The 21,981-nt window shown below is 55.3% G+C and carries 21 protein-coding genes and 1 pseudogene; 11 read left to right on the forward strand and 11 right to left on the reverse strand.

Features of this window, described 5'->3' with window-relative positions; all coding sequences use genetic code 11:
• Nucleotides 1–16 precede the first annotated feature (16 nt).
• Genes gyrB through dnaA form a run of 4 tightly spaced genes read right to left on the reverse strand, consistent with a single transcriptional unit; the run spans nt 17 to nt 6,029 of the window.
• Complete coding sequence (gyrB, locus tag ACOTYN_RS09465) at nt 17–2,428, reverse strand: DNA topoisomerase (ATP-hydrolyzing) subunit B (RefSeq protein ID WP_332957377.1); 2,412 nt, start codon at nt 2,426–2,428, stop codon at nt 17–19.
• Between the two features lie 28 nt (nt 2,429–2,456).
• Nucleotides 2,457–3,530 (reverse strand): DNA replication/repair protein RecF, encoded by a 1,074-nt coding sequence (gene recF / locus ACOTYN_RS09470; protein WP_014881903.1) that lies wholly within the window; start codon nt 3,528–3,530, stop codon nt 2,457–2,459.
• Nucleotides 3,530–4,630, reverse strand: coding sequence for a DNA polymerase III subunit beta (gene dnaN / locus ACOTYN_RS09475; protein WP_010426557.1), 1,101 nt, complete (start codon nt 4,628–4,630; stop codon nt 3,530–3,532). Before dnaN ends, recF begins: the two co-directional genes overlap by 1 nt.
• A 4-nt stretch (nt 4,631–4,634) precedes the next feature.
• The gene (gene dnaA, locus ACOTYN_RS09480) at nt 4,635–6,029 is read right to left on the reverse strand and encodes a chromosomal replication initiator protein DnaA (protein WP_014881902.1); all 1,395 of its coding nucleotides are present in this window, start codon (nt 6,027–6,029) and stop codon (nt 4,635–4,637) included.
• Between the two features lie 321 nt (nt 6,030–6,350).
• On the opposite strand from dnaA, the pseudogene ACOTYN_RS09485 reads away from it, so the two are divergent.
• From ACOTYN_RS09485 to ACOTYN_RS09530, 10 genes and pseudogenes are all read left to right on the forward strand, one after another.
• Nucleotides 6,351–6,401, forward strand: a pseudogene (locus ACOTYN_RS09485) (hypothetical protein); the annotation flags it as partial.
• A 228-nt stretch (nt 6,402–6,629) separates the two neighbouring features.
• On the forward strand, nt 6,630–6,770 hold the full coding sequence (gene rpmH, locus ACOTYN_RS09490; RefSeq protein WP_000831330.1) for a 50S ribosomal protein L34: 141 nt from the start codon (nt 6,630–6,632) through the stop codon (nt 6,768–6,770).
• Nucleotides 6,771–6,786: 16 nt separating this feature from the next.
• A complete protein-coding gene (gene rnpA / locus ACOTYN_RS09495) occupies nt 6,787–7,146 on the forward strand; it encodes a ribonuclease P protein component (RefSeq protein WP_014072458.1) in 360 nt (119 codons plus the stop codon).
• On the forward strand, nt 7,110–7,367 hold the full coding sequence (gene yidD / locus ACOTYN_RS09500; RefSeq protein ID WP_001307474.1) for a membrane protein insertion efficiency factor YidD: 258 nt from the start codon (nt 7,110–7,112) through the stop codon (nt 7,365–7,367). Before rnpA ends, yidD begins: the two co-directional genes overlap by 37 nt.
• A 2-nt stretch (nt 7,368–7,369) precedes the next feature.
• Nucleotides 7,370–9,013 (forward strand): membrane protein insertase YidC, encoded by a 1,644-nt coding sequence (yidC, locus tag ACOTYN_RS09505; RefSeq protein ID WP_014881901.1) that lies wholly within the window; start codon nt 7,370–7,372, stop codon nt 9,011–9,013.
• 72 nt (nt 9,014–9,085) lie between these two features.
• A complete protein-coding gene (mnmE, locus tag ACOTYN_RS09510) occupies nt 9,086–10,450 on the forward strand; it encodes a tRNA uridine-5-carboxymethylaminomethyl(34) synthesis GTPase MnmE (RefSeq protein WP_014881900.1) in 1,365 nt (454 codons plus the stop codon).
• Nucleotides 10,451–10,561: 111 nt separating this feature from the next.
• Nucleotides 10,562–11,737 carry an MFS transporter gene (locus tag ACOTYN_RS09515; RefSeq protein WP_032635228.1) on the forward strand — a complete coding sequence of 392 codons (1,176 nt, stop codon included), beginning with the start codon at nt 10,562–10,564 and terminating at the stop codon, nt 11,735–11,737.
• The gene (gene yidZ / locus ACOTYN_RS09520) at nt 11,706–12,677 is read left to right on the forward strand and encodes an HTH-type transcriptional regulator YidZ (RefSeq protein ID WP_032635227.1); all 972 of its coding nucleotides are present in this window, start codon (nt 11,706–11,708) and stop codon (nt 12,675–12,677) included. The genes ACOTYN_RS09515 and yidZ overlap by 32 nt, the downstream gene beginning before the upstream one ends.
• Nucleotides 12,678–12,799: 122 nt before the next feature.
• On the forward strand, nt 12,800–13,546 hold the full coding sequence (locus tag ACOTYN_RS09525) for a 4'-phosphopantetheinyl transferase family protein (RefSeq protein ID WP_045134500.1): 747 nt from the start codon (nt 12,800–12,802) through the stop codon (nt 13,544–13,546).
• Between the two features lie 36 nt (nt 13,547–13,582).
• The gene (locus ACOTYN_RS09530) at nt 13,583–14,149 is read left to right on the forward strand and encodes an NADPH-dependent FMN reductase (protein ID WP_014881896.1); all 567 of its coding nucleotides are present in this window, start codon (nt 13,583–13,585) and stop codon (nt 14,147–14,149) included.
• 91 nt (nt 14,150–14,240) lie between these two features.
• Here the strand turns inward: ACOTYN_RS09530 and adeP are convergent, their stop codons facing one another.
• Nucleotides 14,241–15,578, reverse strand: coding sequence for an adenine permease AdeP (gene adeP, locus ACOTYN_RS09535; RefSeq protein ID WP_137675653.1), 1,338 nt, complete (start codon nt 15,576–15,578; stop codon nt 14,241–14,243).
• Between the two features lie 165 nt (nt 15,579–15,743).
• Here adeP and yieH point away from each other — a divergent pair, with 165 nt between their 5' ends.
• Nucleotides 15,744–16,409: a 6-phosphogluconate phosphatase gene (gene yieH / locus ACOTYN_RS09540; RefSeq protein WP_032635224.1), complete on the forward strand. Its 666-nt coding sequence runs from the start codon at nt 15,744–15,746 to the stop codon at nt 16,407–16,409.
• Nucleotides 16,410–16,503: 94 nt separating this feature from the next.
• Here yieH and phoU read toward each other — a convergent pair whose 3' ends face one another.
• The 6 genes from phoU to ACOTYN_RS09570 all read right to left on the reverse strand — a co-directional run.
• Nucleotides 16,504–17,229, reverse strand: a complete 726-nt coding sequence (gene phoU / locus ACOTYN_RS09545; protein ID WP_008500182.1) for a phosphate signaling complex protein PhoU — start codon at nt 17,227–17,229, stop codon at nt 16,504–16,506.
• Nucleotides 17,230–17,242: 13 nt separating this feature from the next.
• The gene (pstB, locus tag ACOTYN_RS09550; RefSeq protein ID WP_010426574.1) at nt 17,243–18,016 is read right to left on the reverse strand and encodes a phosphate ABC transporter ATP-binding protein PstB; all 774 of its coding nucleotides are present in this window, start codon (nt 18,014–18,016) and stop codon (nt 17,243–17,245) included.
• Between the two features lie 47 nt (nt 18,017–18,063).
• Nucleotides 18,064–18,954 (reverse strand): phosphate ABC transporter permease PstA, encoded by an 891-nt coding sequence (gene pstA, locus ACOTYN_RS09555; protein WP_014881893.1) that lies wholly within the window; start codon nt 18,952–18,954, stop codon nt 18,064–18,066.
• The gene (pstC, locus tag ACOTYN_RS09560; protein WP_014881892.1) at nt 18,954–19,913 is read right to left on the reverse strand and encodes a phosphate ABC transporter permease PstC; all 960 of its coding nucleotides are present in this window, start codon (nt 19,911–19,913) and stop codon (nt 18,954–18,956) included. Before pstC ends, pstA begins: the two co-directional genes overlap by 1 nt.
• Before the next feature lie 81 nt (nt 19,914–19,994).
• Nucleotides 19,995–21,035: a phosphate ABC transporter substrate-binding protein PstS gene (pstS, locus tag ACOTYN_RS09565; protein ID WP_014881891.1), complete on the reverse strand. Its 1,041-nt coding sequence runs from the start codon at nt 21,033–21,035 to the stop codon at nt 19,995–19,997.
• 246 nt (nt 21,036–21,281) lie between these two features.
• Nucleotides 21,282–21,981: fimbrial protein (locus ACOTYN_RS09570; protein ID WP_421634624.1), on the reverse strand; the 700-nt coding region annotated here is incomplete at its 5' end.

Raw genomic sequence — 21,981 nt, forward strand, 5'->3', positions numbered from 1 at the left:
AGCAATCTCACTACGATTAAATATCGATATTCGCCGCTTTCAGCGCGTTCTCTTCGATGAAGGCACGGCGTGGTTCAACCGCATCGCCCATCAACGTCGTGAACAGCTGGTCGGCTGCAATCGCATCTTTCACGGTGACGCGCAGCATACGACGGCTTTCTGGATCCATGGTGGTTTCCCACAGCTGATCCGGGTTCATTTCACCCAGACCTTTATAACGCTGAATAGAAAGACCGCGACGGGACTCTTTCACCAGCCAGTCCAGCGCCTGCTCGAAGCTGGCTACCGGCTGACGACGTTCGCCACGTTCGATAAACGCATCGTCTTCGATCAGACCGCGCAGCTTCTCGCCGAGGGTGCAGATACGACGGTATTCCGGACCGGTCACGAATTCATGCTCGAGCGGGTAGTCGGTGTCGACGCCGTGGGTGCGCACGCGAACAATCGGCTCGAACTGCTGGGCCGCGTTCTGCTGAACGTCAAATTTCCACTGGCTACCGTGCTGCTCTTTCTCGTTCAGCTCGCTCACCAGGGTGTTCACCCAGCGGGTAACTGCCTGTTCGTCGCTCAGTTCGGCTTCGGTCAGGGTTGGCTGATAGATCAGCTCCTTCAGCAGCGCTTTTGGATAACGACGCTCCATACGACCAATCATTTTCTGAGTGGCGTTGAACTCAGAAACCAGACGCTCCAGCGGCTCGCCGGCCAGTGCAGGGGCATGAGAGTTCGCGTGCAGGGTTGCACCGTCAAGCGCGATCGCGATTTGGTACTGATCCATCGCATCGTCATCTTTAATGTACTGTTCCTGCTTGCCTTTCTTCACTTTGTACAGCGGTGGCTGTGCAATGTAGACGTGGCCACGTTCAACGATTTCCGGCATCTGACGATAGAAGAAGGTCAACAGCAGCGTACGGATGTGCGAGCCGTCGACGTCCGCATCGGTCATGATGATGATGCTGTGATAACGCAGTTTGTCCGGGTTGTACTCGTCACGCCCAATGCCGCAGCCCAGCGCGGTGATAAGCGTCGCTACTTCCTGAGAAGAGAGCATTTTGTCGAAGCGCGCCTTCTCAACGTTGAGGATTTTACCCTTCAACGGCAGGATTGCCTGGTTCTTACGGTTACGGCCCTGCTTCGCAGAACCGCCCGCGGAGTCCCCTTCCACAAGGTACAGTTCAGAGAGCGCCGGGTCACGTTCCTGGCAGTCAGCCAGCTTGCCTGGCAGACCCGCTAAGTCCAGAGCGCCTTTACGACGGGTCATTTCACGGGCTTTACGCGCCGCTTCACGAGCACGTGCCGCGTCAATAATTTTGCCGACAACGATTTTCGCGTCAGACGGGTTTTCCAGCAGGTATTCGCTCAGCAGTTCGTTCATCTGCTGTTCAACCGCCGATTTCACCTCAGAAGAGACCAGCTTATCTTTGGTCTGTGATGAGAACTTCGGATCCGGCACCTTCACGGAGACAACGGCAATCAAACCTTCACGGGCATCGTCGCCGGTGGCGCTGACTTTCGCTTTTTTGCTGTAGCCTTCTTTGTCCATGTAGGCGTTCAGGGTACGGGTCATCGCCGCGCGGAAGCCCGCCAGGTGCGTACCGCCGTCACGCTGTGGAATGTTGTTGGTGAAGCAGTAGATGTTTTCCTGGAAACCATCGTTCCACTGCAACGCCACTTCAACGCCGATATCGTCTTTTTCTGTGGAGAAGTAGAAGATATTCGGGTGAATTGGCGTTTTATTCTTATTCAGATACTCAACGAACGCCTTGATCCCGCCTTCGTAGTGGAAGTGGTCTTCTTTGTTGTCACGCTTGTCGCGCAGACGAATCGACACACCGGAGTTCAGGAACGACAGTTCACGCAGGCGTTTCGCCAGGATGTCATACTCGAATTCGGTGACGTTGGTGAAGGTTTCGAGGCTCGGCCAGAAACGCACCATGGTACCGGTTTTGTCGGTGTCGCCAGTGACGGCCAGCGGTGCCTGCGGCACGCCGTGCGTATAAAGCTGACGGTGAATTTTGCCTTCACGCTGGATAACCAGCTCCAGCTTCTGCGACAGGGCGTTAACCACGGAGACGCCTACGCCGTGCAGGCCGCCGGAAACTTTATAGGAGTTATCGTCAAACTTACCGCCTGCGTGCAGAACGGTCATGATCACTTCCGCAGCAGAGACGCCCTCTTCCGGGTGAATACCGGTTGGGATGCCACGGCCATCATCAGTGACGGAGACGGAGTTGTCCGCATGGATGGTGACCACGATGTCTTTACAGTGACCCGCGAGCGCTTCGTCGATAGCGTTATCTACCACCTCGAATACCATGTGGTGCAGACCGGTGCCGTCATCCGTGTCGCCGATATACATACCCGGGCGCTTACGCACCGCATCCAGCCCTTTCAGGACTTTGATACTGGAGGAGTCATAAGAATTCGACATCAACGTTTCTCGCTCATTTCAACTTGGGTTAATCCGTTATTTTACCCTTTTCCACGGTAAACATCTTCGAATTTTCGTCCGACATGTCCATAACGTGTTCAGCGCTAATCGCGCTGACGAAAACCTGCGACTGCGTGGCTTTTAAGCGGCTGGCAAGCAGCCCGCGCCGCGCGTCGTCAAGTTCCGAGGCAAAATCATCTATCAGGTACAGGCAGCGTCGCCCGCTCTCGCGAGTGAGGAACTCTCCCTGCGCCAGGCGCAGTGCGCACATCAGGAGCTTGAGTTGCCCGCGCGACAATGTGTCTTCCACCGGCGCACCGTCGGCACGAATGCGGAAATCCGCCTTGTGCGGGCCGTGCGCGGTGTAGGTCAGCATGCGGTCGCGCTCGAAGTTTCTCTCTAACACCTCGGCATAATCCGTCTCTTTTTCCCAGCCGCGCTGGAAGGAGAAGGTGAGAGAGAACTCGGGTAAAAACTGTTTGCAGGTGTCGGCCATGTCTTCGGCAATACCTGCGCTGTATTCGGCACGCCAGCGGCTGATCTGTTCCGCGAGAGGGATAAGCTCCAAATCCCACGGGCGCAGCTGGGCGTAACGGGTGACCTGGCGCAACGCGGCGTTACGCTGCTTGAGCAGGCGCTTCAGGTTGCTCCAGGCGTTAAAGAAACCGGCTTCGTTGTGAAAGCATCCCCAGTCGAGGAATGCTCTTCTGTATTTGGGGCCGCCGTTGAGTAAAGTAAACCCCTCGGGCGTAATCAGCTGCATCGGCATGAGCAGCGCCAGCTCCGCCACCTTGTGGCCGTCGGTGCCGTCGATGCGTACCTTGCTGTCGCCCTGCTTGTCTTTGGTCAGGCCAATGGCGGTTTCTCGCTCCGCCCCCTGCAAACGCCCATGCAGAACAAAAGATTCCTGCTCGTGGCGAATGACGCGGCCAATCTGCAAACTGCGAAACGCCCGACCATGGCCGAGCGTATAGATGGCTTCCAGCACGCTGGTTTTGCCACTGCCGTTTGCGCCAACCAGGAAGTTAAAGCCAGGGGAGAGAGCGAGATCCGCGCTTTCGATGTTGCGAAAGTCGCGGATCAACAGACGGGTGAGCGACATTACAGTCTCATTGGCATGACAACATAAGCCGCGCTTTGGCTGGCAGCATCTTCAATCTGTACGCTCGATACGGAGTCGGTCAGCAGAATGCGCACGTTCTCGCATTTCAGCGCGTTCAACACGTCCAGCACATAGCTGACGTTGAAGCCGATTTCCATCTCGGTTCCGGCGTAGGTGACGTCCAGAATCTCTTCTGCCTCTTCCTGCTCCGGGTTATTGGCGGTGATTTTGATCTGGTTTTCACTCACGTAAAGACGCACGCCGCGGAATTTCTCGTTAGAGAGAATTGCGGCACGGGCAAACGCCTGCTTGAGGCTATCGCAGCCCGCTTCCAGTGTCTTGTCCGGGTTCTTCGGCAATACGCGGCGATAATCCGGGAAACGGCCGTCAACCAGCTTCGAAGTGAAGACAAAATCGCCCACATGCGCGCGGATGTTGTTGCTGCCGATCTGCACGCGCAGCGGCGTGTCGCCACCGTCGAGCATACGCATCAGCTCAATCACCCCTTTACGCGGCACGATCACCGAATGGTTTGGCAGCGAGTCGCCAATCGGCATAGAACAGACCGCCAGACGGTGGCCGTCGGTCGCTACGGTACGCAGCTCTTCGCCTTCGGTTTCGAACAGCATGCCGTTTAAGTAGTAACGAACGTCCTGATGCGCCATGGAGAACTGCGTGGCTTCAATCAAACGCTTCATCGTCGCCTGCGGCAGGGTGAATTCAACTTCACTCTGCCAGTCGTCCAGGTTCGGGAAGTCTGCAGCAGGCAGCGTGGAGAGTGAAAAACGGCTGCGGCCAGAGCGCACCAGCATACGATCGCCTTCCAGCTGCACGGCAATTTCAGCACCTTCCGGCAGCCCACGGCAGATATCAAAGAATTTACGTGCCGGAACCGTGGTCGCGCCCGCGTCGTGCGGCTGCGTCAGCGTAACGCGCGCGATCATTTCCATTTCCAGATCTGTACCGGTCAGCGACAGCGTACCGTCCGCGACCTGAAGCAGCAGGTTTCCGAGAATAGGCAGCGTTGGGCGGCCACCTAATGGGCCACTCACCTGTTGCAGCGGTTTTAATAAATGTTCACGTTCAACGGTAAATTTCATAGCGTCACGATGATAGTGTTCTGATTAAATTGGAGAAATCTTCTTTTATGTCGTGGCTTTCTTCGCGTAACTGCTCAATCTTGCGGCACGCATGCAGCACGGTCGTATGGTCACGGCCACCAAACGCATCGCCGATTTCCGGCAGACTGTGGTTGGTTAACTCCTTTGCCAGCGCCATCGCCATCTGACGCGGACGCGCCACCGAGCGGGAACGACGTTTAGACAGTAAATCTGCCACTTTGATCTTGTAGTACTCGGCCACCGTCTTTTGAATATTGTCGATAGTGACCAGTTTTTCCTGCAATGCCAGCAGATCACGCAGCGCTTCTCGCACAAAATCGATGGTGATCGCACGACCGGTAAAGTTGGCATTGGCGATCACGCGGTTCAGTGCTCCTTCCAGCTCACGCACATTGGAACGAAGACGCTTGGCAATAAAGAACGCCACTTCACCCGGCAGGCGAATGTCGTTCTCATCGGCTTTTTTCATCAGGATCGCGACGCGGGTTTCCAGCTCCGGCGGCTCGATCGCCACGGTCAGGCCCCAGCCGAAGCGGGATTTCAGACGATCTTCAACGCCGTTGATCTCTTTAGGATAACGATCCGAGGTCAGAATGATCTGCTGATTACCTTCCAGCAGGGCGTTGAAGGTATGGAAAAATTCTTCCTGCGATCGTTCTTTATTGGCAAAGAACTGGATGTCATCGATCAGCAGCGCATCAACGGAACGGTAGTAGCGTTTAAACTCTTCGATCGCATTGTTTTGCAGGGCTTTTACCATGTCCTGAACGAAGCGCTCGGAGTGCATATACACCACTTTCGCATTCGGCTTGCGGGCCATAATGCCGTTACCCACCGCGTGCAGCAGGTGCGTTTTACCCAGACCCGTGCCGCCATACAGGAACAGTGGGTTGTAGGCGCCACCGGGGTTATCAGCAACCTGACGAGCCGCCGCGCGCGCCAGCTGGTTCGACTTACCTTCAACGAAGTTATCGAACGTGTGCTTCACGTTAACGTTGGAGCGGTAGGTTGGCTCTGCCGGTGCAGGCACGTTATCCCAGCCCTGACGAGCAGGTGCAACGCGAGGGGCTGGCGCAGGAGCGGCCTGAGCTGGCGCTGCGACATTCACGGTTTCACGAACGGTTTGGGTGACGGGCCTGGTGCCCACTTCAAAACGCAGCTGCGGGACATCTGACCCGCAGAAATCGTTCAGCAGGCCATTGATGTTATTAAGGTACTTGTCTCTTACCCAATCGAGCACAAAACGGTTTGGCGCATACAAAGCCAGCGTGTTATCGCTCAGCTCCGCCTGCAACGGGCGGATCCACATACTGAATTCTGTGGCTGGTAACTCATCCTGCAATCGGGCAAGACACTGCTGCCAAAGCGAAAGTGACACGGCGGACTCCACTCGAACAATAAAAGAAAACTATTGAATATTCATGATTGTTGGCGCACATCGACATGACCCTGTGCAAAGGGTGACGTGCGAATTGCTATCTGCAATTTAATCCTGACCAGGATCCTGGGATCCCGATCGGGACCGCGGATCATAGCCTAAACTGAGCCAGAGATCTTCTGTTTCTCACAGATTCTTCCCGATTTATCCACAGGAAGATCCGAAACCGGGTAAGTGTAAACGATCCTGGCGCGAGTGCCTCGCGATTTAGCCCGCATATTGGAAAATTTAATGAGCAACGACAATTTATTGCTTAAATGATCTAACGAAGATCCGGGACGATCCTTGCGCTTTGTTGCCGAGCCCGTATAATCCTCGACCCGGCGCGTGATGCTCATCTTCCTGCGTCGTCCGTTGCTCATTTTCCACGCGAAATCGTGCGGAAATACGCGGGAAATAAGGAAAGAGAATTGACTCCGGAGTGTACAATTATTACAATCCGGCCTCTTTAATCACCCACGCTGAGGCGTTAGTCGTTCGAAACTCGTTCGGGTATACGCAAAAGTCAGTGAATTTATTCAAGTTTAGGTAGAAATCGCCATGAAACGCACTTTTCAACCGTCTGTACTGAAGCGCAACCGTTCTCACGGCTTCCGTGCTCGTATGGCTACTAAAAATGGTCGTCAGGTTCTGGCACGTCGTCGTGCTAAAGGCCGCGCTCGTCTGACCGTTTCCAAGTAATAAAGCTAACCCCTGAGTGGTTAAGCTCGCATTTCCCAGGGAGTTACGTTTGTTAACTCCCACTCATTTCACTTTCGTCTTCCAGCAGCCACAACGGGCTGGCACGCCGCAAATCACCATCCTCGGCCGCCAAAATTCGCTGGGGCATCCCCGCATCGGTCTCACAGTCGCCAAGAAAAACGTTAAGCGCGCGCATGAACGCAATCGGATTAAACGTCTGACGCGTGAAAGCTTCCGTTTACGTCAGCACGAACTGCCTTCTATGGATTTCGTGGTGGTGGCTAAAAAGGGGGTTGCCGACCTCGATAACCGTGCTCTCTCGGAAGCGTTGGAAAAATTATGGCGCCGCCACTGTCGCCTGGCTCACGGGTCCTGATAGCCCTCATTCGGGTCTATCAACGCCTGATTAGTCCGCTACTCGGGCCGCACTGCCGTTTCACACCAACATGCTCAAGCTACGGAATTGAGGCATTGCGCAGGTTTGGAGTGATAAAAGGCAGTTGGTTGACGGTGAAACGCGTATTAAAATGCCACCCTTTACACCCCGGTGGAGACGACCCCGTCCCCCCAGGACCTTTTGATACCAGAGAACACTAACGATGGATTCGCAACGCAATCTTCTTATCATCGCTTTGTTGTTCGTGTCTTTCATGATCTGGCAGGCATGGGAGCAGGATAAAAATCCTCAACCCCAGCAGCAGACCACGCAGACTACGACCACCGCAGCGGGTAGCGCCGCCGACCAGGGCGTACCGGCCAGTGGCCAGGGGAAACAGATTACGGTTAAGACCGATGTGCTTGAGCTGACTATCAACACCCGTGGTGGTGATGTTGAGCAGGCGCTGCTGTTGACCTACCCGAAAGAGCTGAAGTCTACCGAACCGTTCCAGTTACTGGAAACCACGCCAGAGTTTATCTACCAGGCGCAGAGCGGCCTGACCGGTCGTGATGGCCCGGATAACCCGGCTAACGGTGCGCGTCCACTGTATAACGTCGAGAGCGACACCTTTGCGCTGGCTGATGGCCAGAACGAACTCGTTATCCCGATGACCTATACCGACGCGGCAGGCAACACGTTCACCAAAACCTTCACCCTGAAACGCGGTGAATATGCGGTAAACGTGGGCTACAGCGTACAGAACACCGGTGCGAAACCGCTGGAACTGTCTACCTTCGGTCAGCTGAAGCAGTCCATCAATCTGCCGTCTCACCGTGACACCGGAAGCAGCAACTTCGCGCTGCACACCTTCCGTGGCGCGGCATACTCCACGCCTGACGCGAAGTATGAGAAATACAAGTTCGACACCATTGCCGATAACGAAAACCTGAACGTCAGTGCTAAAGGCGGTTGGGTGGCAATGCTGCAGCAGTATTTCGCGACTGCATGGGTGCCAAATAACGACGGTACCAATAACTTCTACACCGCGAACCTGGGCAACGGTATTGCAGCCATCGGCTACAAATCTCAGCCAGTTCTGGTTCAGCCGGGTCAAACCGGTAAGCTGGCAAGCACCCTGTGGGTCGGCCCGGAAATCCAGGACAAAATGGCTGCTGTTGCGCCGCACCTGGATCTGACCGTCGATTATGGTTGGTTGTGGTTCATCTCGCAGCCGCTGTTTAAGCTGCTGAAGTTTATCCACAGCTTCCTGGGTAACTGGGGCTTCTCCATCATCGTTATCACCTTTATCGTTCGTGGCATCATGTACCCGCTGACTAAAGCGCAGTACACCTCCATGGCGAAGATGCGTATGCTGCAGCCGAAGATTCAGGCAATGCGTGAGCGTCTGGGCGATGACAAACAGCGTCAGAGTCAGGAAATGATGGCCCTGTATAAAGCAGAGAAAGTGAACCCGCTGGGTGGTTGCTTCCCGCTGCTGATTCAGATGCCAATCTTCCTTGCGCTGTACTACATGCTGATGGGTTCCGTTGAGCTGCGCCATGCGCCGTTCGCCCTGTGGATCCATGACCTGTCTGCACAGGACCCGTACTACATCCTGCCGATCCTGATGGGCGTGACGATGTTCTTCATCCAGAAGATGTCGCCGACCACCGTGACCGACCCGATGCAGCAGAAGATCATGACCTTTATGCCGGTCATCTTCACCGTGTTCTTCCTGTGGTTCCCGTCAGGTCTGGTGCTGTACTATATCGTCAGCAACCTGGTGACCATCATCCAGCAGCAGCTGATTTACCGTGGTCTGGAAAAACGTGGCCTGCATAGCCGCGAAAAGAAAAAGTCCTGATCCGATAAGTTAACGCTAAAATAAGGGCGGTCGATTGACCGCCTTTTTTATTTGTATTGAACGAGAGCAACCATGAGCCATAACGACACTATCGTCGCCCAGGCAACCCCACCGGGACGCGGTGGTGTAGGTATTCTGCGCATCTCCGGCCTGAAGGCGCGCGAGGTGGCCGAAGCGGTGCTGGGTAAACTGCCAAAACCGCGCTACGCGGATTACCTGCCGTTTAAAGACAGCGACGGTACGCCACTGGACCAGGGCATTGCGCTGTGGTTCCCCGGCCCGAACTCCTTTACCGGCGAAGACGTGCTGGAGCTGCAGGGCCACGGCGGCCCGGTGATCCTCGACCTGCTGTTAAAACGTATTCTGACCCTGCCGGGCCTGCGAATTGCGAAGCCGGGCGAGTTCTCCGAGCGTGCTTTTCTGAACGATAAGCTTGACCTGGCCCAGGCCGAGGCGATTGCCGACCTGATCGACGCCAGTTCTGAACAGGCGGCTCGCTCCGCCCTGAACTCGCTTCAGGGGGCATTTTCTGCCCGCGTGAATCACCTGGTGGAAGCACTTACTCACCTTCGGATCTACGTGGAAGCAGCTATCGACTTCCCTGACGAGGAGATCGACTTCCTCTCTGACGGAAAAATCGAAGCCCAGCTCAACCAGGTGATGAGCGACCTCGACGCGGTGCGCGCCGAGGCGCGTCAGGGCAGCCTGCTGCGCGAAGGGATGAAGGTGGTCATTGCCGGGCGCCCGAACGCCGGGAAATCGAGCCTGTTGAACGCCCTAGCGGGCCGTGAAGCGGCCATTGTGACCGACATTGCCGGTACCACCCGCGACGTGCTGCGCGAGCATATCCACATCGACGGGATGCCGCTGCACATTATCGATACCGCCGGTCTGCGCGATGCCAGCGATGAAGTTGAGCGTATCGGTATTGAACGCGCCTGGCAGGAGATCGAGCAGGCTGACCGCGTGCTGTTTATGGTGGACGGCACCACCACCGACGCCGTTGACCCGGCTGAGATCTGGCCAGATTTTATCGCCCGCCTGCCGGCTAAGCTGCCGATCACCGTGGTGCGCAACAAAGCAGACGTGACCGGTGAAACGCTGGGTATCAGCGATGTGAATGGTCACTCTCTCATTCGCCTGTCGGCGCGCACCGGTGAGGGCGTGGACGACCTGCGTAACCATCTCAAGCAGAGCATGGGCTTTGACACCAGCATGGAGGGCGGCTTCCTTGCGCGCCGTCGTCATCTGCAGGCGCTGGAAGAGGCGGCCCGTCATCTCGACCAGGGCAAAGCACAGCTGATCGGCGCCTGGGCGGGTGAACTGCTGGCGGAAGAGCTGCGTCTGGCGCAGCAGAATCTGAGTGAGATCACCGGGGAGTTTACCTCGGACGATCTGCTGGGAAGGATTTTCTCGAGCTTCTGTATTGGAAAATAACACTCGCTAATCCATGGTGATTTCCTCCCAGGAAATCACCATTGTCCAAATGGCAACTCGCCTAATCCCTCTTCTCCCCCTATTCTGCTTGCCTGCATCCATGGGGGGTTTATGGCTCGTTTTCTGTTTTGTAGTTTTGCGCTCGTTCTGCTTTATCCGTCTGGCATTGATATGTATCTGGTGGGATTACCGCACATCGCCCGCGATCTGGGTGCCAGCGAAGCGCAACTGCATATTGCGTTTTCGGCCTACCTCGCGGGGATGGCGTCGTCGATGGTGTTTGCGGGAAAAATTGCGGATAAGGCCGGTCGTCAGCCTGTCGCGATTACCGGTGCGATTGTGTTCGCCCTGGCATCGATACTGTGTTCCGTCGCCCAGGAAAGCACCCTGTTCCTGACAGGACGTTTTATTCAGGGCATTGGGGCGGGTGGCTGCTATGTGGTGGCCTTTGCGATCCTGCGCGATACCTTAAGCGCCCAGCGTCGCGCGAAGGTGCTCTCCATGCTGAACGGCATAACCTGCATCATCCCGGTGCTGGCTCCCGTCGTAGGCTATCTGATCATGCTGAAACTCCCGTGGCAAAGCCTGTTCTGGACCATGGCAGCCATGGGTGCGCTGGTGTTTGTCCTGTCGATTGCCGTGCTGAAAGAGACCCACCCGGGTTCGCAGAATAGCGGTCATACCGCAAGCATTCACCCGGCCGAGAAACTCATCAACCGCTTTTTCCTCAGTCGCCTGGCCGTCACTACGCTCAGCGTGGCGGTGATCCTGACCTATGTAAACGTTTCACCTGTATTGCTGATGGAGACCATGGGCTTCGATCGCGGAGAATATTCAACGGTGATGGCCTTAACCGCCATGGTCAGTATGGCCGTCTCCTTCTCCACTCCTTTTGCACTCAATATTTTCAGCCAGCGCATGCTGATGCTGACCTCGCAGGTGCTGTTCCTCGCTGCAGGTCTGATCCTGGCGACGGCAAGCTCACACGCGGTGATGCTGGTGGGCATTACCCTCATTTGCGCCGGATTCTCGGTTGGTTTTGGCGTCGCGATGAGTCAGGCGCTCGGCCCATTCTCGCTGCGGGCAGGCGTGGCAAGCTCGGTGCTGGGGATCGCGCAGGTCTGCGGTTCATCGCTGTGGATTTGGCTGGCGGCGGTCATCGGACTTAACGCGCTCAATATGCTGATCGGGATTCTGATTGGCTGTAGCATGGTCTGCATCACTTTACTTTTGGTTATCCAGCCTGCGGCAAACTATGAAGAAGCCCATCAGCAATCTCGATCTTAACCTTTTGCTTTGTCTGCAGCTTTTGCTGCAGGAGCGCAGCGTCACCAAAGCCGCAAAGCGGATGAACGTCACGCCGTCAGCGGTAAGTAAATCACTGGGCAAGCTGCGCGACTGGTTCGACGACCCGCTGTTTGTCAAAACGCCGTTAGGGCTACTGCCCACGCCGCTAACGGTCAGCCTGGAGCAGGACCTGGCGGACTGGATGCAAATCGGCAACCAGATCCTCGACAAATTCCATCATGATTCGCCGGGCGGGCTAACGTTCATGCTGGCTGCAGAAACGCCGTTGATGCTGATCCGCTTTAATGACCTGCTGGAACAGGTGAACCAGCGCTATCCGCAGGCAACGGTGAAGATGCGTCACTGGGATTACGATTCGCTGGACGCCATTACGCGCGGGGAAGTGGATGTGGGCTTCACCGGCCGCGAAACGCACCCGCGCTCGCGGGAACTGCTGAAACTGATGCCGTGGTTTATCGACTACGAAATCCTGTTTAGCGACCGTCCGTGCGTCTATCTGCGCGAGGACCATCCGGCACTTCAGGAAGAGTGGGATCTGGAGACCTTCCTGCGCTACCCCCATATCAGCATCTTCTGGGAACGCAGCGACACCTGGGCGCTTGATGAAGTTCTCAAGGAGATGGGACGTGAGCGCACCATCGCCATGAGCCTGCCGGGCTTCGAACAGGCGATGTTTATGGCGGCTCAGCCCGGTCATAACTATATAGCCACCGCTCCGCACTACTGCCATCACTATAATCACCTCCACCAGCGGAAGCTGATCGCGCTTCCCATTCCCATTGACGAAGCGCAGGCTGAAAAGCTGACCGTTCCCTTCACGCTGATCTGGCATAAACGGAACAGCCATAATCCGAAAATCCTCTGGCTACGGGAGACCATCAAGGCCTTATACGGTGCCAACAGTCCGATTTTTGCCTAAGAAAATGTAAAGTTCGGTCCTAAGGCTTCTCTTACGCCCATTTACTGATTAAAACAGGAGGCAAGTTGAGCGATAATCATGTAACCGTTTAACCGAATACGACCATTATCAAGGAGCGAAAAATGGCAACGCACTTTGCAAGAGGGATACTCACAGAAGGACGTCTCGTATCGGCCAGAATCTCTTCCGCCTGTCACAGTGAGGCGCTCAAACTCCCCGAACACCGCAGAACGCGTTTTTTAGCGTCCAGAGCGCTGCTCGCAGAACTGATGTTCATGCTGTATGGCACCAGCGAACTGCCTGAGATCATCACCCAACCCGAAGGCCGCCCGGTCTTTGCCGACCCGGATCTCCCCCGTTTTTCTATTGCCTACACGGGGAATATCATTGGTGTAGCGCTAACCACCGAGGGGGATTGCGGGCTGGATATGGAGCTTCAGCGTGCAACGCGAGGATTCCACGGTGCAAGCCCGCACGATGACTACCCGCTCTCAAGTAATGAAAAACTCTGGGTGCGCAACCAAACCGATCCCGTCGAGGCCAGAGCTCAGCTCATCACCCTGCGCCAGAGCATCCGCAAGCTCTGCGGTTGTGCCTCAGATGATGCCCGTCAGTTGCAGCTGTTACCAGGCTCCGGACGCCTGCGTGCCGCTCAGGCAACGCTTGTAGAAGCGCTCAGCGATGCAGAAGATGTGTTGATATGGTCCGTTGCCGTCAGCCCCGCCATCGAACGGCTAAAGGTTTGGGCATTTGACAGTAAAGAGGGATGGCGTACTCTTCCGGATGTGCCCGAGCGAGCCAACGAACCCGCCGCACGTCTGATGCGATTAACCAGCTTACCGGCAGAAAAAGCATACATCCTTAACTGATCCATTCAGGGTCATCATGATGAAACAGGAGTAATCATGTCTGATACGTTGAAAGTTGTTACGTTACTGGGAAGCCTGCGCAAAGGTTCATTTAACGGGATGGTTGCCCGCACGCTGCCACAGCTGGCACCGGCAGGTATGGAGATTAGCGCCCTGCCGTCTATTGGTGACATCCCGCTGTATGATGCAGATGTCCAGCAGGAAGAAGGGTTCCCGCAGAGCGTTGAGGCGCTGGCAGATCAGATCCGCCAGGCCGACGGCGTGGTCATTGTCACCCCGGAGTATAACTACTCGGTTCCGGGTGGCCTGAAGAATGCCATCGACTGGCTGTCCCGTTTACCTGAGCAGCCGCTGGCGGGTAAACCGGTACTCATCCAGACCAGTTCTATGGGTGCCATTGGTGGCGCACGCTGCCAGTACCACCTGCGCCAGATCCTGGTATTCCTGGATGCGATGGTGATGAACAAGCCGGAGTTTATGGGTGGCGTGATTCAGAACAAGGTCGACCCACAGACGGGTGACGTGGTGGACCAGAGCACGCGTGACCATCTGTCTGGTCAGCTGACGGCGTTTGGGGATTATATTAAGCGGGTTAAAGCCTGATAAAAAAGCCCGGTAGCGCTAGCGCTTACCGGGCCTACACTCTTCAGTAGGTCAGGTAAGCGAAGCGCCACCTGACACCACAAACCGCACCTTAGTGCGCATCGATAAACACAATCTTCAGCACAAACAGCAGCGCAACAACAATCACGCACGGGCTGAGATCGCGGAAGCGGCCGGTACCGATCTTCATCACGCAGTACGAGATAAAGCCCAGCGCGATACCTTCGGTGATCGAGAAGCTGAATGGCATCATCACGGCGGTAATAAACGCCGGCACCGCTTCGGTTAAATCATCCCACTTCACGCGTGACAGGCTGGAGGTCATCAGCACCCCCACGTAAATCAGCGCGCCAGCTGCCGCATACGGAGGAACCATACCCGCCAGCGGAGAGAGGAAGATCACCAGCAGGAACAAAATACCCACCACCACTGCCGTCAGGCCGGTACGACCGCCCACGGACACGCCGGAAGAGGATTCAATGTAAGCGGTAACAGACGAGGTGCCGATGAAAGAGCCCGCGACGGAAGAGATGCTATCCACAAACAGCGCCTGCTTCATGCGTGGGAATTTCCCTTTCTCATCCGCCAGACCTGCTTTATCCGTCACGCCAATCAGCGTACCGGATGAGTCAAACAGGTTGACCAGCATGAAGGAGAAAATCACACCCGCCAGGCCCAGGTTCAGGGAACCCGCCAGGTCAACGTGACCAATCACGGTTGAAACGCTCGGTGGCGCAGAGACGATACCGTTATAGTGAACGTCACCCAGCATCCAGCCCAGTAAGGTCGTGACCACGATGGACACCAGCACCGCCGCATGAATATTGCGGGAGGCCAGGATCGCAATGATGAAGAAGCCCAGCACGCCCAGCAGCACGTTATGCGAGGTCAGATGACCAATGCTCACCAGCGTTTCCGGGTTCGCGACGATCACACCGGCGTTTTTCAGCCCCATCATACCGATGAACAGACCAATACCGCTGGTAATACCCACGCGCAGGCTCACCGGAATGTTCGCGATCATCCAGTAACGTACGCGGAAAATGGTCAGCAGCAGCAGACCAATAGCGCCCCAGAAAATCGCGCCCATGCCTACCTGCCACGGCAGCCCCATCGCCTGAACCACCACGAACGCGAAGAAGGCGTTCAGACCCATAGCGGGAGCCAGCGCAACCGGCAGGTTAGCGAACACGCCCATCAGGATGCTGCCAAGCGCCGCAATCAGACAGGTCGTCACAAAGACGGCGCTGGTATCCATGCCAGCAACGCCCAGAATTTGAGGGTTCACAAAAACGATGTAGACCATCGTCAGGAAGGTGGTGAAACCGGCGATCACTTCGGTGCGTGCCGTTGTGCCGTGCTCGCGCAGTTTAAACACGCGCTCAAGCAGACCCTGACCAGATGTCTGGGTAGTGTGTTGTTGACTCATCATCAATTTCCGAACAAGGAGGGAAAATTCGTCGCTATCCTATACCAAAATGCGACAATAGTGGCAGTTACGTGATACTTTTTTCATTGATTTTGCTTATACGGCAACGATTGCGTCCCGGCGAACTGCCGTACGAAAACGTTAAACTTGTTAAAAGGGAAAGGCATGTCCGGAATTGAAGCGGTATTTTTTGACTGCGACGGTACGCTGGTCGACAGTGAGGTCATTTGTTCCCGCGCGTATGTCACCATGTTCCAGGAATTTGGCATTACGCTGGAGCTCGAAGAGGTGTTTAAGCGCTTTAAGGGCGTGAAGCTCTACGAGATTATCGACATCATTAACAAAGAACACGGTGTCTTTCTGGCAAAAGCGGATCTGGAGCCGGTGTATCGCGCCGAGGTTGCACGCCTGTTCGACTCAGAGCTGGAAGTCATATCAGGCGCAAACGCGCTGCTGGATGCGATGACGGTGCCGATCTGCGTGGTCTCTAACGGTCCGGTCAGCAAAATGCAGCACTCGCTCGGCAAGCTTGAAATGTTGCACCATTTCCCGGAAAAACTGTTCAGCGGCTACGATATCCAGCGCTGGAAGCCCGACCCGGCGCTGATGTTCCATGCGGCCAAAGCGATGAACGTCAACGTCGAGAACTGCATTCTGGTGGATGACTCGTCTGCGGGTGCGCAGTCCGGCATTGATGCAGGGATGGAGGTGTTTTACTTCTGTGCCGATCCGCACAACAAGCCGATCGTTCATCCAAACGTGACGACCTTTACCGATCTGGCGCAGTTGCCGGAGCTGTGGAAAGCGCGCGGGTGGGATATTACTCGGTAGTGTTTCCCCTCACCCCGGCCCTCTCCCAAAGCGAGAGGGAGAAAACCAGTTAGTGCGTAGGGCGGGTAAGCGCTAGCGCCACCCGCCACAAAAATCACTCTTTCGGGTCTTTACCCGCCAGCAGCTTGTCCAGCTCGTCGCCGCCGACGTGACGGAAGTCCTGACCCTTCACGAAGTAGAAAATGTATTCGCAAATGTTCTGGCAGCGGTCGCCGATACGCTCGATGGAGCGCGCGCAGAACAGGGCGGTCAGCACGCTTGGGATGGTACGGGAGTCTTCCATCATGTAGGTCATCAGCTGACGCACGATGCCTTCATACTCCTGGTCGACCTTCTTGTCTTCCCGGTAGATACGCACCGCTTCGTCCAGATCCATACGCGCAAAAGCATCCAGCACGTCGTGCAGCATCTGCACGGTGTGCCGACCCAGTGACTCCAGGCTCACCAGCAGCGGCTGGTGCTGCTGCGAGAATTTCTCCAGCGCGGTGCGGCAGATTTTGTCGGCCACGTCACCAATACGCTCCAGCTCGGCGATGGTTTTGATGATGGCCATCACCAGACGCAGATCGCTCGCCGTCGGCTGACGTTTCGCGATAATGCGCACGCACGCTTCGTCGATGGCGACTTCCATCATGTTGACGTTCTTGTCGCCTTCAATGACGCGCTTCGCCAGCTCGCTGTCCTGGTTGTGCATAGCCGTAATCGCATCGGAAAGCTGCTGTTCAACCATGCCACCCATGGTCATCACCTGCGTGCGAATACTCTCCAGCTCTGCGTTGAACTGGCCGGAAATGTGTTTGTTAAGATTGAGGTTGTCCATGATTCACTCCAAATCAACCGTAGCGGCCAGTAATGTAATCTTCGGTTTGTTTCTTCGCAGGTCTGGTGAACAGCGCGTCCGTATCGCTGAACTCGATCAGCTCGCCCAGGTACATAAACGCGGTGTGATCGGAGCAACGTGCCGCCTGCTGCATGTTGTGGGTCACGATAACCACGGTGTAATCCTGCTTCAGCTCGGTGATCAGCTCTTCAATACGGCCAGTTGAGATCGGATCCAGCGCTGAACACGGCTCATCAAGCAGCAACACTTCCGGGCGAATAGCAATGCCGCGCGCAATGCACAGACGCTGCTGCTGACCACCGGACAGAGAGTACCCGCTCTGGTGAAGTTTATCTTTGGTTTCGTTCCATAATGCGGCCTTGGTCAATGCCCACTGCACGCGCTCGTCCATATCGGCACGGGAAAGCTTTTCAAACAGACGAACGCCAAAGGCGATGTTGTCATAAATGGACATCGGGAACGGCGTCGGTTTCTGGAACACCATCCCCACTTTGGCGCGCAGCAGGGCGATATCCTGCGCCTGGGTCAGAATGTTTTCACCGTCCAGGATGATTTCACCTTCAGCACGCTGCTCCGGATAGAGCGAATACATTTTGTTAAAGGTACGCAGCAGCGTGGATTTACCACAGCCAGACGGACCGATAAATGCCGTGACCTGGTTCTTCGCGATATCCAGGTTGATGTTCTTCAGGGCATGGAATTTGCCGTAGTAGAAGTTCAAATCACGAACCTGAATCTTACCCGGGGCAGTATCAACCATACTCATTGACTCTTTTCCTCATTCGGCGCCGCGAGCTGCCGCGCCGTAAAAAATTAACCGTGTTTCTTCTTCGCGAAAATGACGCGCGCCAGAATGTTCAGCAACAGTACGCAAAGGGTGATGATCAGCACCCCGGCCCAGGCCAGCTGCTGCCATTCCGCGAATGGGCTCATCGCAAATTTAAAGATCGTCACCGGCAGGTTGGCGATCGGCTGCATCATGTCCGTGCTCCAGAACTGGTTGGAGAGGGCAGTAAACAGCAGCGGAGCCGTTTCACCGGCAATACGGGCGATAGCCAGCAGAATCCCGGTCATGATCCCGGAGACCGACGCTTTCAGCGTAATCGCAGAGATCATTTTCCACTTCGGCGTACCCAGCGCATAAGCCGCTTCACGCAGGCTGTCCGGCACCAGTTTCAGCATGTTCTCGGTGGTACGAATCACAATAGGCACCTGCAGCAGCGCCAGCGCAATCACACCCGCCCAGCCGGAGAAGTGTTCCATTTGCGCAACCACGATGGTGTAAACAAACAGACCCACGACAATCGACGGAGCAGAAAGCAGGATGTCGTTAATGAAGCGAATCACCTCAGCCAGCCAGGATTTACGCCCGTACTCTGCCAGGTAGATACCCGCCATAATGCCCAGCGGCGTACCGAACACGGTCGCCCACAGGATCAGTAATCCACTCCCCGCCAGGGCGTTCGCCAGACCACCACCCGCCGTGTTTGGCGGCGGCGTCATTTCGGTGAATAGCGCCAGCGACATGCCATCAATACCACGGGTGATGGTGGACATCAGGATCCAGATCAGCCAGAACAGGCCGAACGCCATCGTCGCCATGGAAAGCGTCAGCGCAATGCGGTTTTTAAAACGACGCTTTGCCTGCATTTTGCGGCGGGATTCCGCCAGCTGAGCGGTGCTTTGCATTTCGAGAGTCGCCATCAGCGTGCCCCCTCATTTTTCGCGAGACGCAGGATCATCAGCTTGGAAATCGCCAGAACAATGAAGGTGATAACGAACAGAATCAGACCCAGTTCCATCAGCGCCGCGACGTGCAGCCCGGATTCCGCTTCGGCAAACTCGTTCGCCAGTGCTGAGGTAATACTGTTACCCGGCATATACAGAGAGACGCTGTCGAGCTGGTAGGTGTTACCGATGATAAAGGTGACCGCCATGGTTTCACCCAACGCACGACCTAATCCCAGCATGACGCCGCCGATCACCCCATTTTTGGTGAACGGAAGGACAATGCGCCAGATGACTTCCCAGGTGGTGCAGCCGATGCCGTAGGCCGACTCTTTCATCATCACCGGTGTTTGTTCAAAGACATCGCGCATAACCGCCGCAATGTACGGAATAATCATGATGGCGAGGATCACCCCTGCCGCAAGAATACCAATACCGAATGCCGGGCCAGAGAAGAGGGCGCCCACAAACGGAATGGCAGAAAGAACATTTCCCACCGGCTCCTGGAAGTATGTGGCAAACAGCGGCGCAAAGATAAACAGGCCCCACATGCCGTACACAATACTTGGAATGGCCGCCAGCAGTTCAATGGCGATGCCCAGCGGGCGACGCAGCCAGCCTGGCGCCAGCTCCGTCAGGAACAGGGCAATACCGAAGCTTACTGGAACCGCAATCAGCAGAGCGATGAACGAGGTCACCAGCGTGCCGTAAATGGGCACCAGCGCACCGTAAACGTCGTTCGGCGCATCCCACTCTTTGGTCCACAGGAAGGAGAAACCGAATTTCTGAATGCTCGGCCAGGAGGAGAAAATCAGAGACACGATAATGCCGCCCAGCAGCAATAGCACAATCAGCGCAGCCAGTTTGACCAGCGCGCTGAAAATCATGTCACCTTTTTTACCCGGAGGGTTAAATGCAGGCTTGGTTGCAGCCATAAATCACTCTTCTGTTAAACGCGTTTACGAAATCGGCGGGTAAGCGCAAGCGCCACCCGCCATTTTCGTCAGAATGCTAAATTAATACAATGCTTTACCGCTGCTGTCTTTCACGTTGGTTTTCCATGCAGCACGAATCTGCTCAACCACGCTGTCTGGCAGGCTGGCGTAGTCCAGGTCGTTAGCCTGTTTAGCGCCGTTTTTGTATGCCCAGTCGAAGAACTTCAGCACTTCAGCGCCCTGCTCAGGTTTCTTCTGCTCTTTGTGAACCAGAATGAAGGTGGTGGAGGTGATTGGCCACGCACCTTCGCCTTTCTGGTTCGTCAGATCCTGCGCGAAGGATTTGCTCCAGTCAGCGCCTTTTGCAGCGTTAGCAAAGTTCTCTTCGGTCGGGCTTACAGGTTTGCCATCAGCAGACACCAGTTTGGTGTAGGACAGGTTGTTCTGCTTCGCGTACGCGTATTCTACGTAGCCAATTGAGCCAGGCAGACGCTGTACGAACGCAGCGATACCGTCGTTACCTTTACCGCCCAGACCAGTTGGCCAGTTAACGGTAGAGCCGGAACCGACTTTCGATTTCCACTCTTCGTTCACTTTTGCCAGGTAGCTGGTGAAGACGAAGGAGGTACCAGAACCATCCGCGCGGCGAACCACGGCGATGTTCTGAGCAGGCAGCTTCAGGCCTGGGTTGAGCTTAGCGATCGCTTCGTCATCCCATTTTTTGATTTTACCCAGGTAGATGTCACCCAGGGTTTTGCCATCCAGCACCAGCTCACCAGACTTCACGCCCGGCAGGTTGATAGCCAGAACCACACCACCGATCACGGTCGGGAACTGGAACAGACCTTCCTGATTCAGTTTATCGTCAGACAACGGCGCGTCTGATGCACCGAAATCAACGGTGTTAGCGGTAATTTGTTTTACGCCACCGGAGGAGCCGATACCCTGATAGTTAACCTTATTACCGGTTTCTTTCTGGTAGGTATCCGCCCATTTGGCATACACCGGCGCAGGGAAGGTTGCACCAGCGCCAGTCAGGCTTGCTTCTGCAAATACAGAGAACGCGCTCAGAGATAAGGTCGCGGCGACAACAGTTGCGACAGTGGTACGCATAACTTTCATAATGTCTCCTGCAAGGATTTCGTAAATCATTGTTTAAGTGGCTACGATGAGCAAAATAGGACAAACAGGTGACAGATAAATGTACGAAATATGACAGTTTTATGACAAACACAAAGGAAGGTGTAACCACATGAAAAATATAGCACTTAATTCATCAGGCATTCATTTTTTTGTCATTTTTATTTTAAAGATCGCCGTTTTGTCCGTGAAATATGACAACGGCTGTCATAAACAGCCGTTAAAGGATTAGTGTCCGATTTCAATCGTCAGGGTAGCCGTACCGTTGAACGGACCTGGCGCGGGTCTGGACCCGGTTGCGCTAGCCGGAGCGCTTGAAAACGTGAGTGTCCCCAGCGTCTCGCCTTCCAGAGTCACGGGCATTTTCGTCGTTTCCGCCTCAAGTTCACCGCCGTTCACATTAATTTCCCTGTTATGTTTATCGTAAATCTTAATCCCCACGTCAGGATTATCGGTAGCCACCATCGTACTGTCGGCTGTCGCGGCAGAGGCGTGGAAGGTTGCACCCAGCGTGTCGGTAAACATCATATTTGAACATTTGATATTGACCTGCCGGGTAATCTTGCGTGAAGACACCGCCTGGCCCCGGTTAGCTGAGAATTCCGATGCCAGAATAGACTTGAAATCAATCATTATCGCCTGGCCTTCATCTATCTCGCAGGTTTGCGGGACCGTGACCGATCCCTGCACAATCACATCCGAGATGATTTCGTTCGAGATGGTACGGGGATCGATAGTGGCATAGATATTTGCCATGACCATCGACGGTATGGTGATCGTGCCGGTAAATTGTTTTTTGACATACAGATAAATAAAGCCCGACCCGCCGCTGTAAAACGTGGTTTGCGAACTGACGCCATTATGACACCGTGATGTAGCCCCCTGAAACACCAGACAGTAGCTGTATCTCCAGATAAGAGATAGGCTT

This window comes from Enterobacter cloacae complex sp. IR5458 (assembly GCF_049238025.1).
GTDB classification, from domain to species: Bacteria; Pseudomonadota; Gammaproteobacteria; order Enterobacterales; family Enterobacteriaceae; genus Enterobacter; species Enterobacter kobei.

Bases quoted from the DNA above. Each gene is read 5' to 3' on its own strand.
- gyrB (WP_332957377.1), bottom strand. From the start codon at position 2,428: ATGTCGAATTCTTATGACTCCTCCAGTATCAAAGTCCTGAAAGGGCTG.
- recF (WP_014881903.1), bottom strand. From the start codon at position 3,530: ATGTCGCTCACCCGTCTGTTGATCCGCGACTTTCGCAACATCGAAAGC.
- dnaN (WP_010426557.1), bottom strand. From the start codon at position 4,630: ATGAAATTTACCGTTGAACGTGAACATTTATTAAAACCGCTGCAACAG.
- rpmH (WP_000831330.1), top strand. From the start codon at position 6,630: ATGAAACGCACTTTTCAACCGTCTGTACTGAAGCGCAACCGTTCTCAC.
- yidD (WP_001307474.1), top strand. From the start codon at position 7,110: ATGGCGCCGCCACTGTCGCCTGGCTCACGGGTCCTGATAGCCCTCATT.
- yidC (WP_014881901.1), top strand. From the start codon at position 7,370: ATGGATTCGCAACGCAATCTTCTTATCATCGCTTTGTTGTTCGTGTCT.
- mnmE (WP_014881900.1), top strand. From the start codon at position 9,086: ATGAGCCATAACGACACTATCGTCGCCCAGGCAACCCCACCGGGACGC.
- ACOTYN_RS09515 (WP_032635228.1), top strand. From the start codon at position 10,562: ATGGCTCGTTTTCTGTTTTGTAGTTTTGCGCTCGTTCTGCTTTATCCG.
- yidZ (WP_032635227.1), top strand. From the start codon at position 11,706: ATGAAGAAGCCCATCAGCAATCTCGATCTTAACCTTTTGCTTTGTCTG.
- ACOTYN_RS09525 (WP_045134500.1), top strand. From the start codon at position 12,800: ATGGCAACGCACTTTGCAAGAGGGATACTCACAGAAGGACGTCTCGTA.
- ACOTYN_RS09530 (WP_014881896.1), top strand. From the start codon at position 13,583: ATGTCTGATACGTTGAAAGTTGTTACGTTACTGGGAAGCCTGCGCAAA.
- adeP (WP_137675653.1), bottom strand. From the start codon at position 15,578: ATGAGTCAACAACACACTACCCAGACATCTGGTCAGGGTCTGCTTGAG.
- yieH (WP_032635224.1), top strand. From the start codon at position 15,744: ATGTCCGGAATTGAAGCGGTATTTTTTGACTGCGACGGTACGCTGGTC.
- phoU (WP_008500182.1), bottom strand. From the start codon at position 17,229: ATGGACAACCTCAATCTTAACAAACACATTTCCGGCCAGTTCAACGCA.
- pstB (WP_010426574.1), bottom strand. From the start codon at position 18,016: ATGAGTATGGTTGATACTGCCCCGGGTAAGATTCAGGTTCGTGATTTG.
- pstA (WP_014881893.1), bottom strand. From the start codon at position 18,954: ATGGCGACTCTCGAAATGCAAAGCACCGCTCAGCTGGCGGAATCCCGC.
- pstC (WP_014881892.1), bottom strand. From the start codon at position 19,913: ATGGCTGCAACCAAGCCTGCATTTAACCCTCCGGGTAAAAAAGGTGAC.
- pstS (WP_014881891.1), bottom strand. From the start codon at position 21,035: ATGAAAGTTATGCGTACCACTGTCGCAACTGTTGTCGCCGCGACCTTA.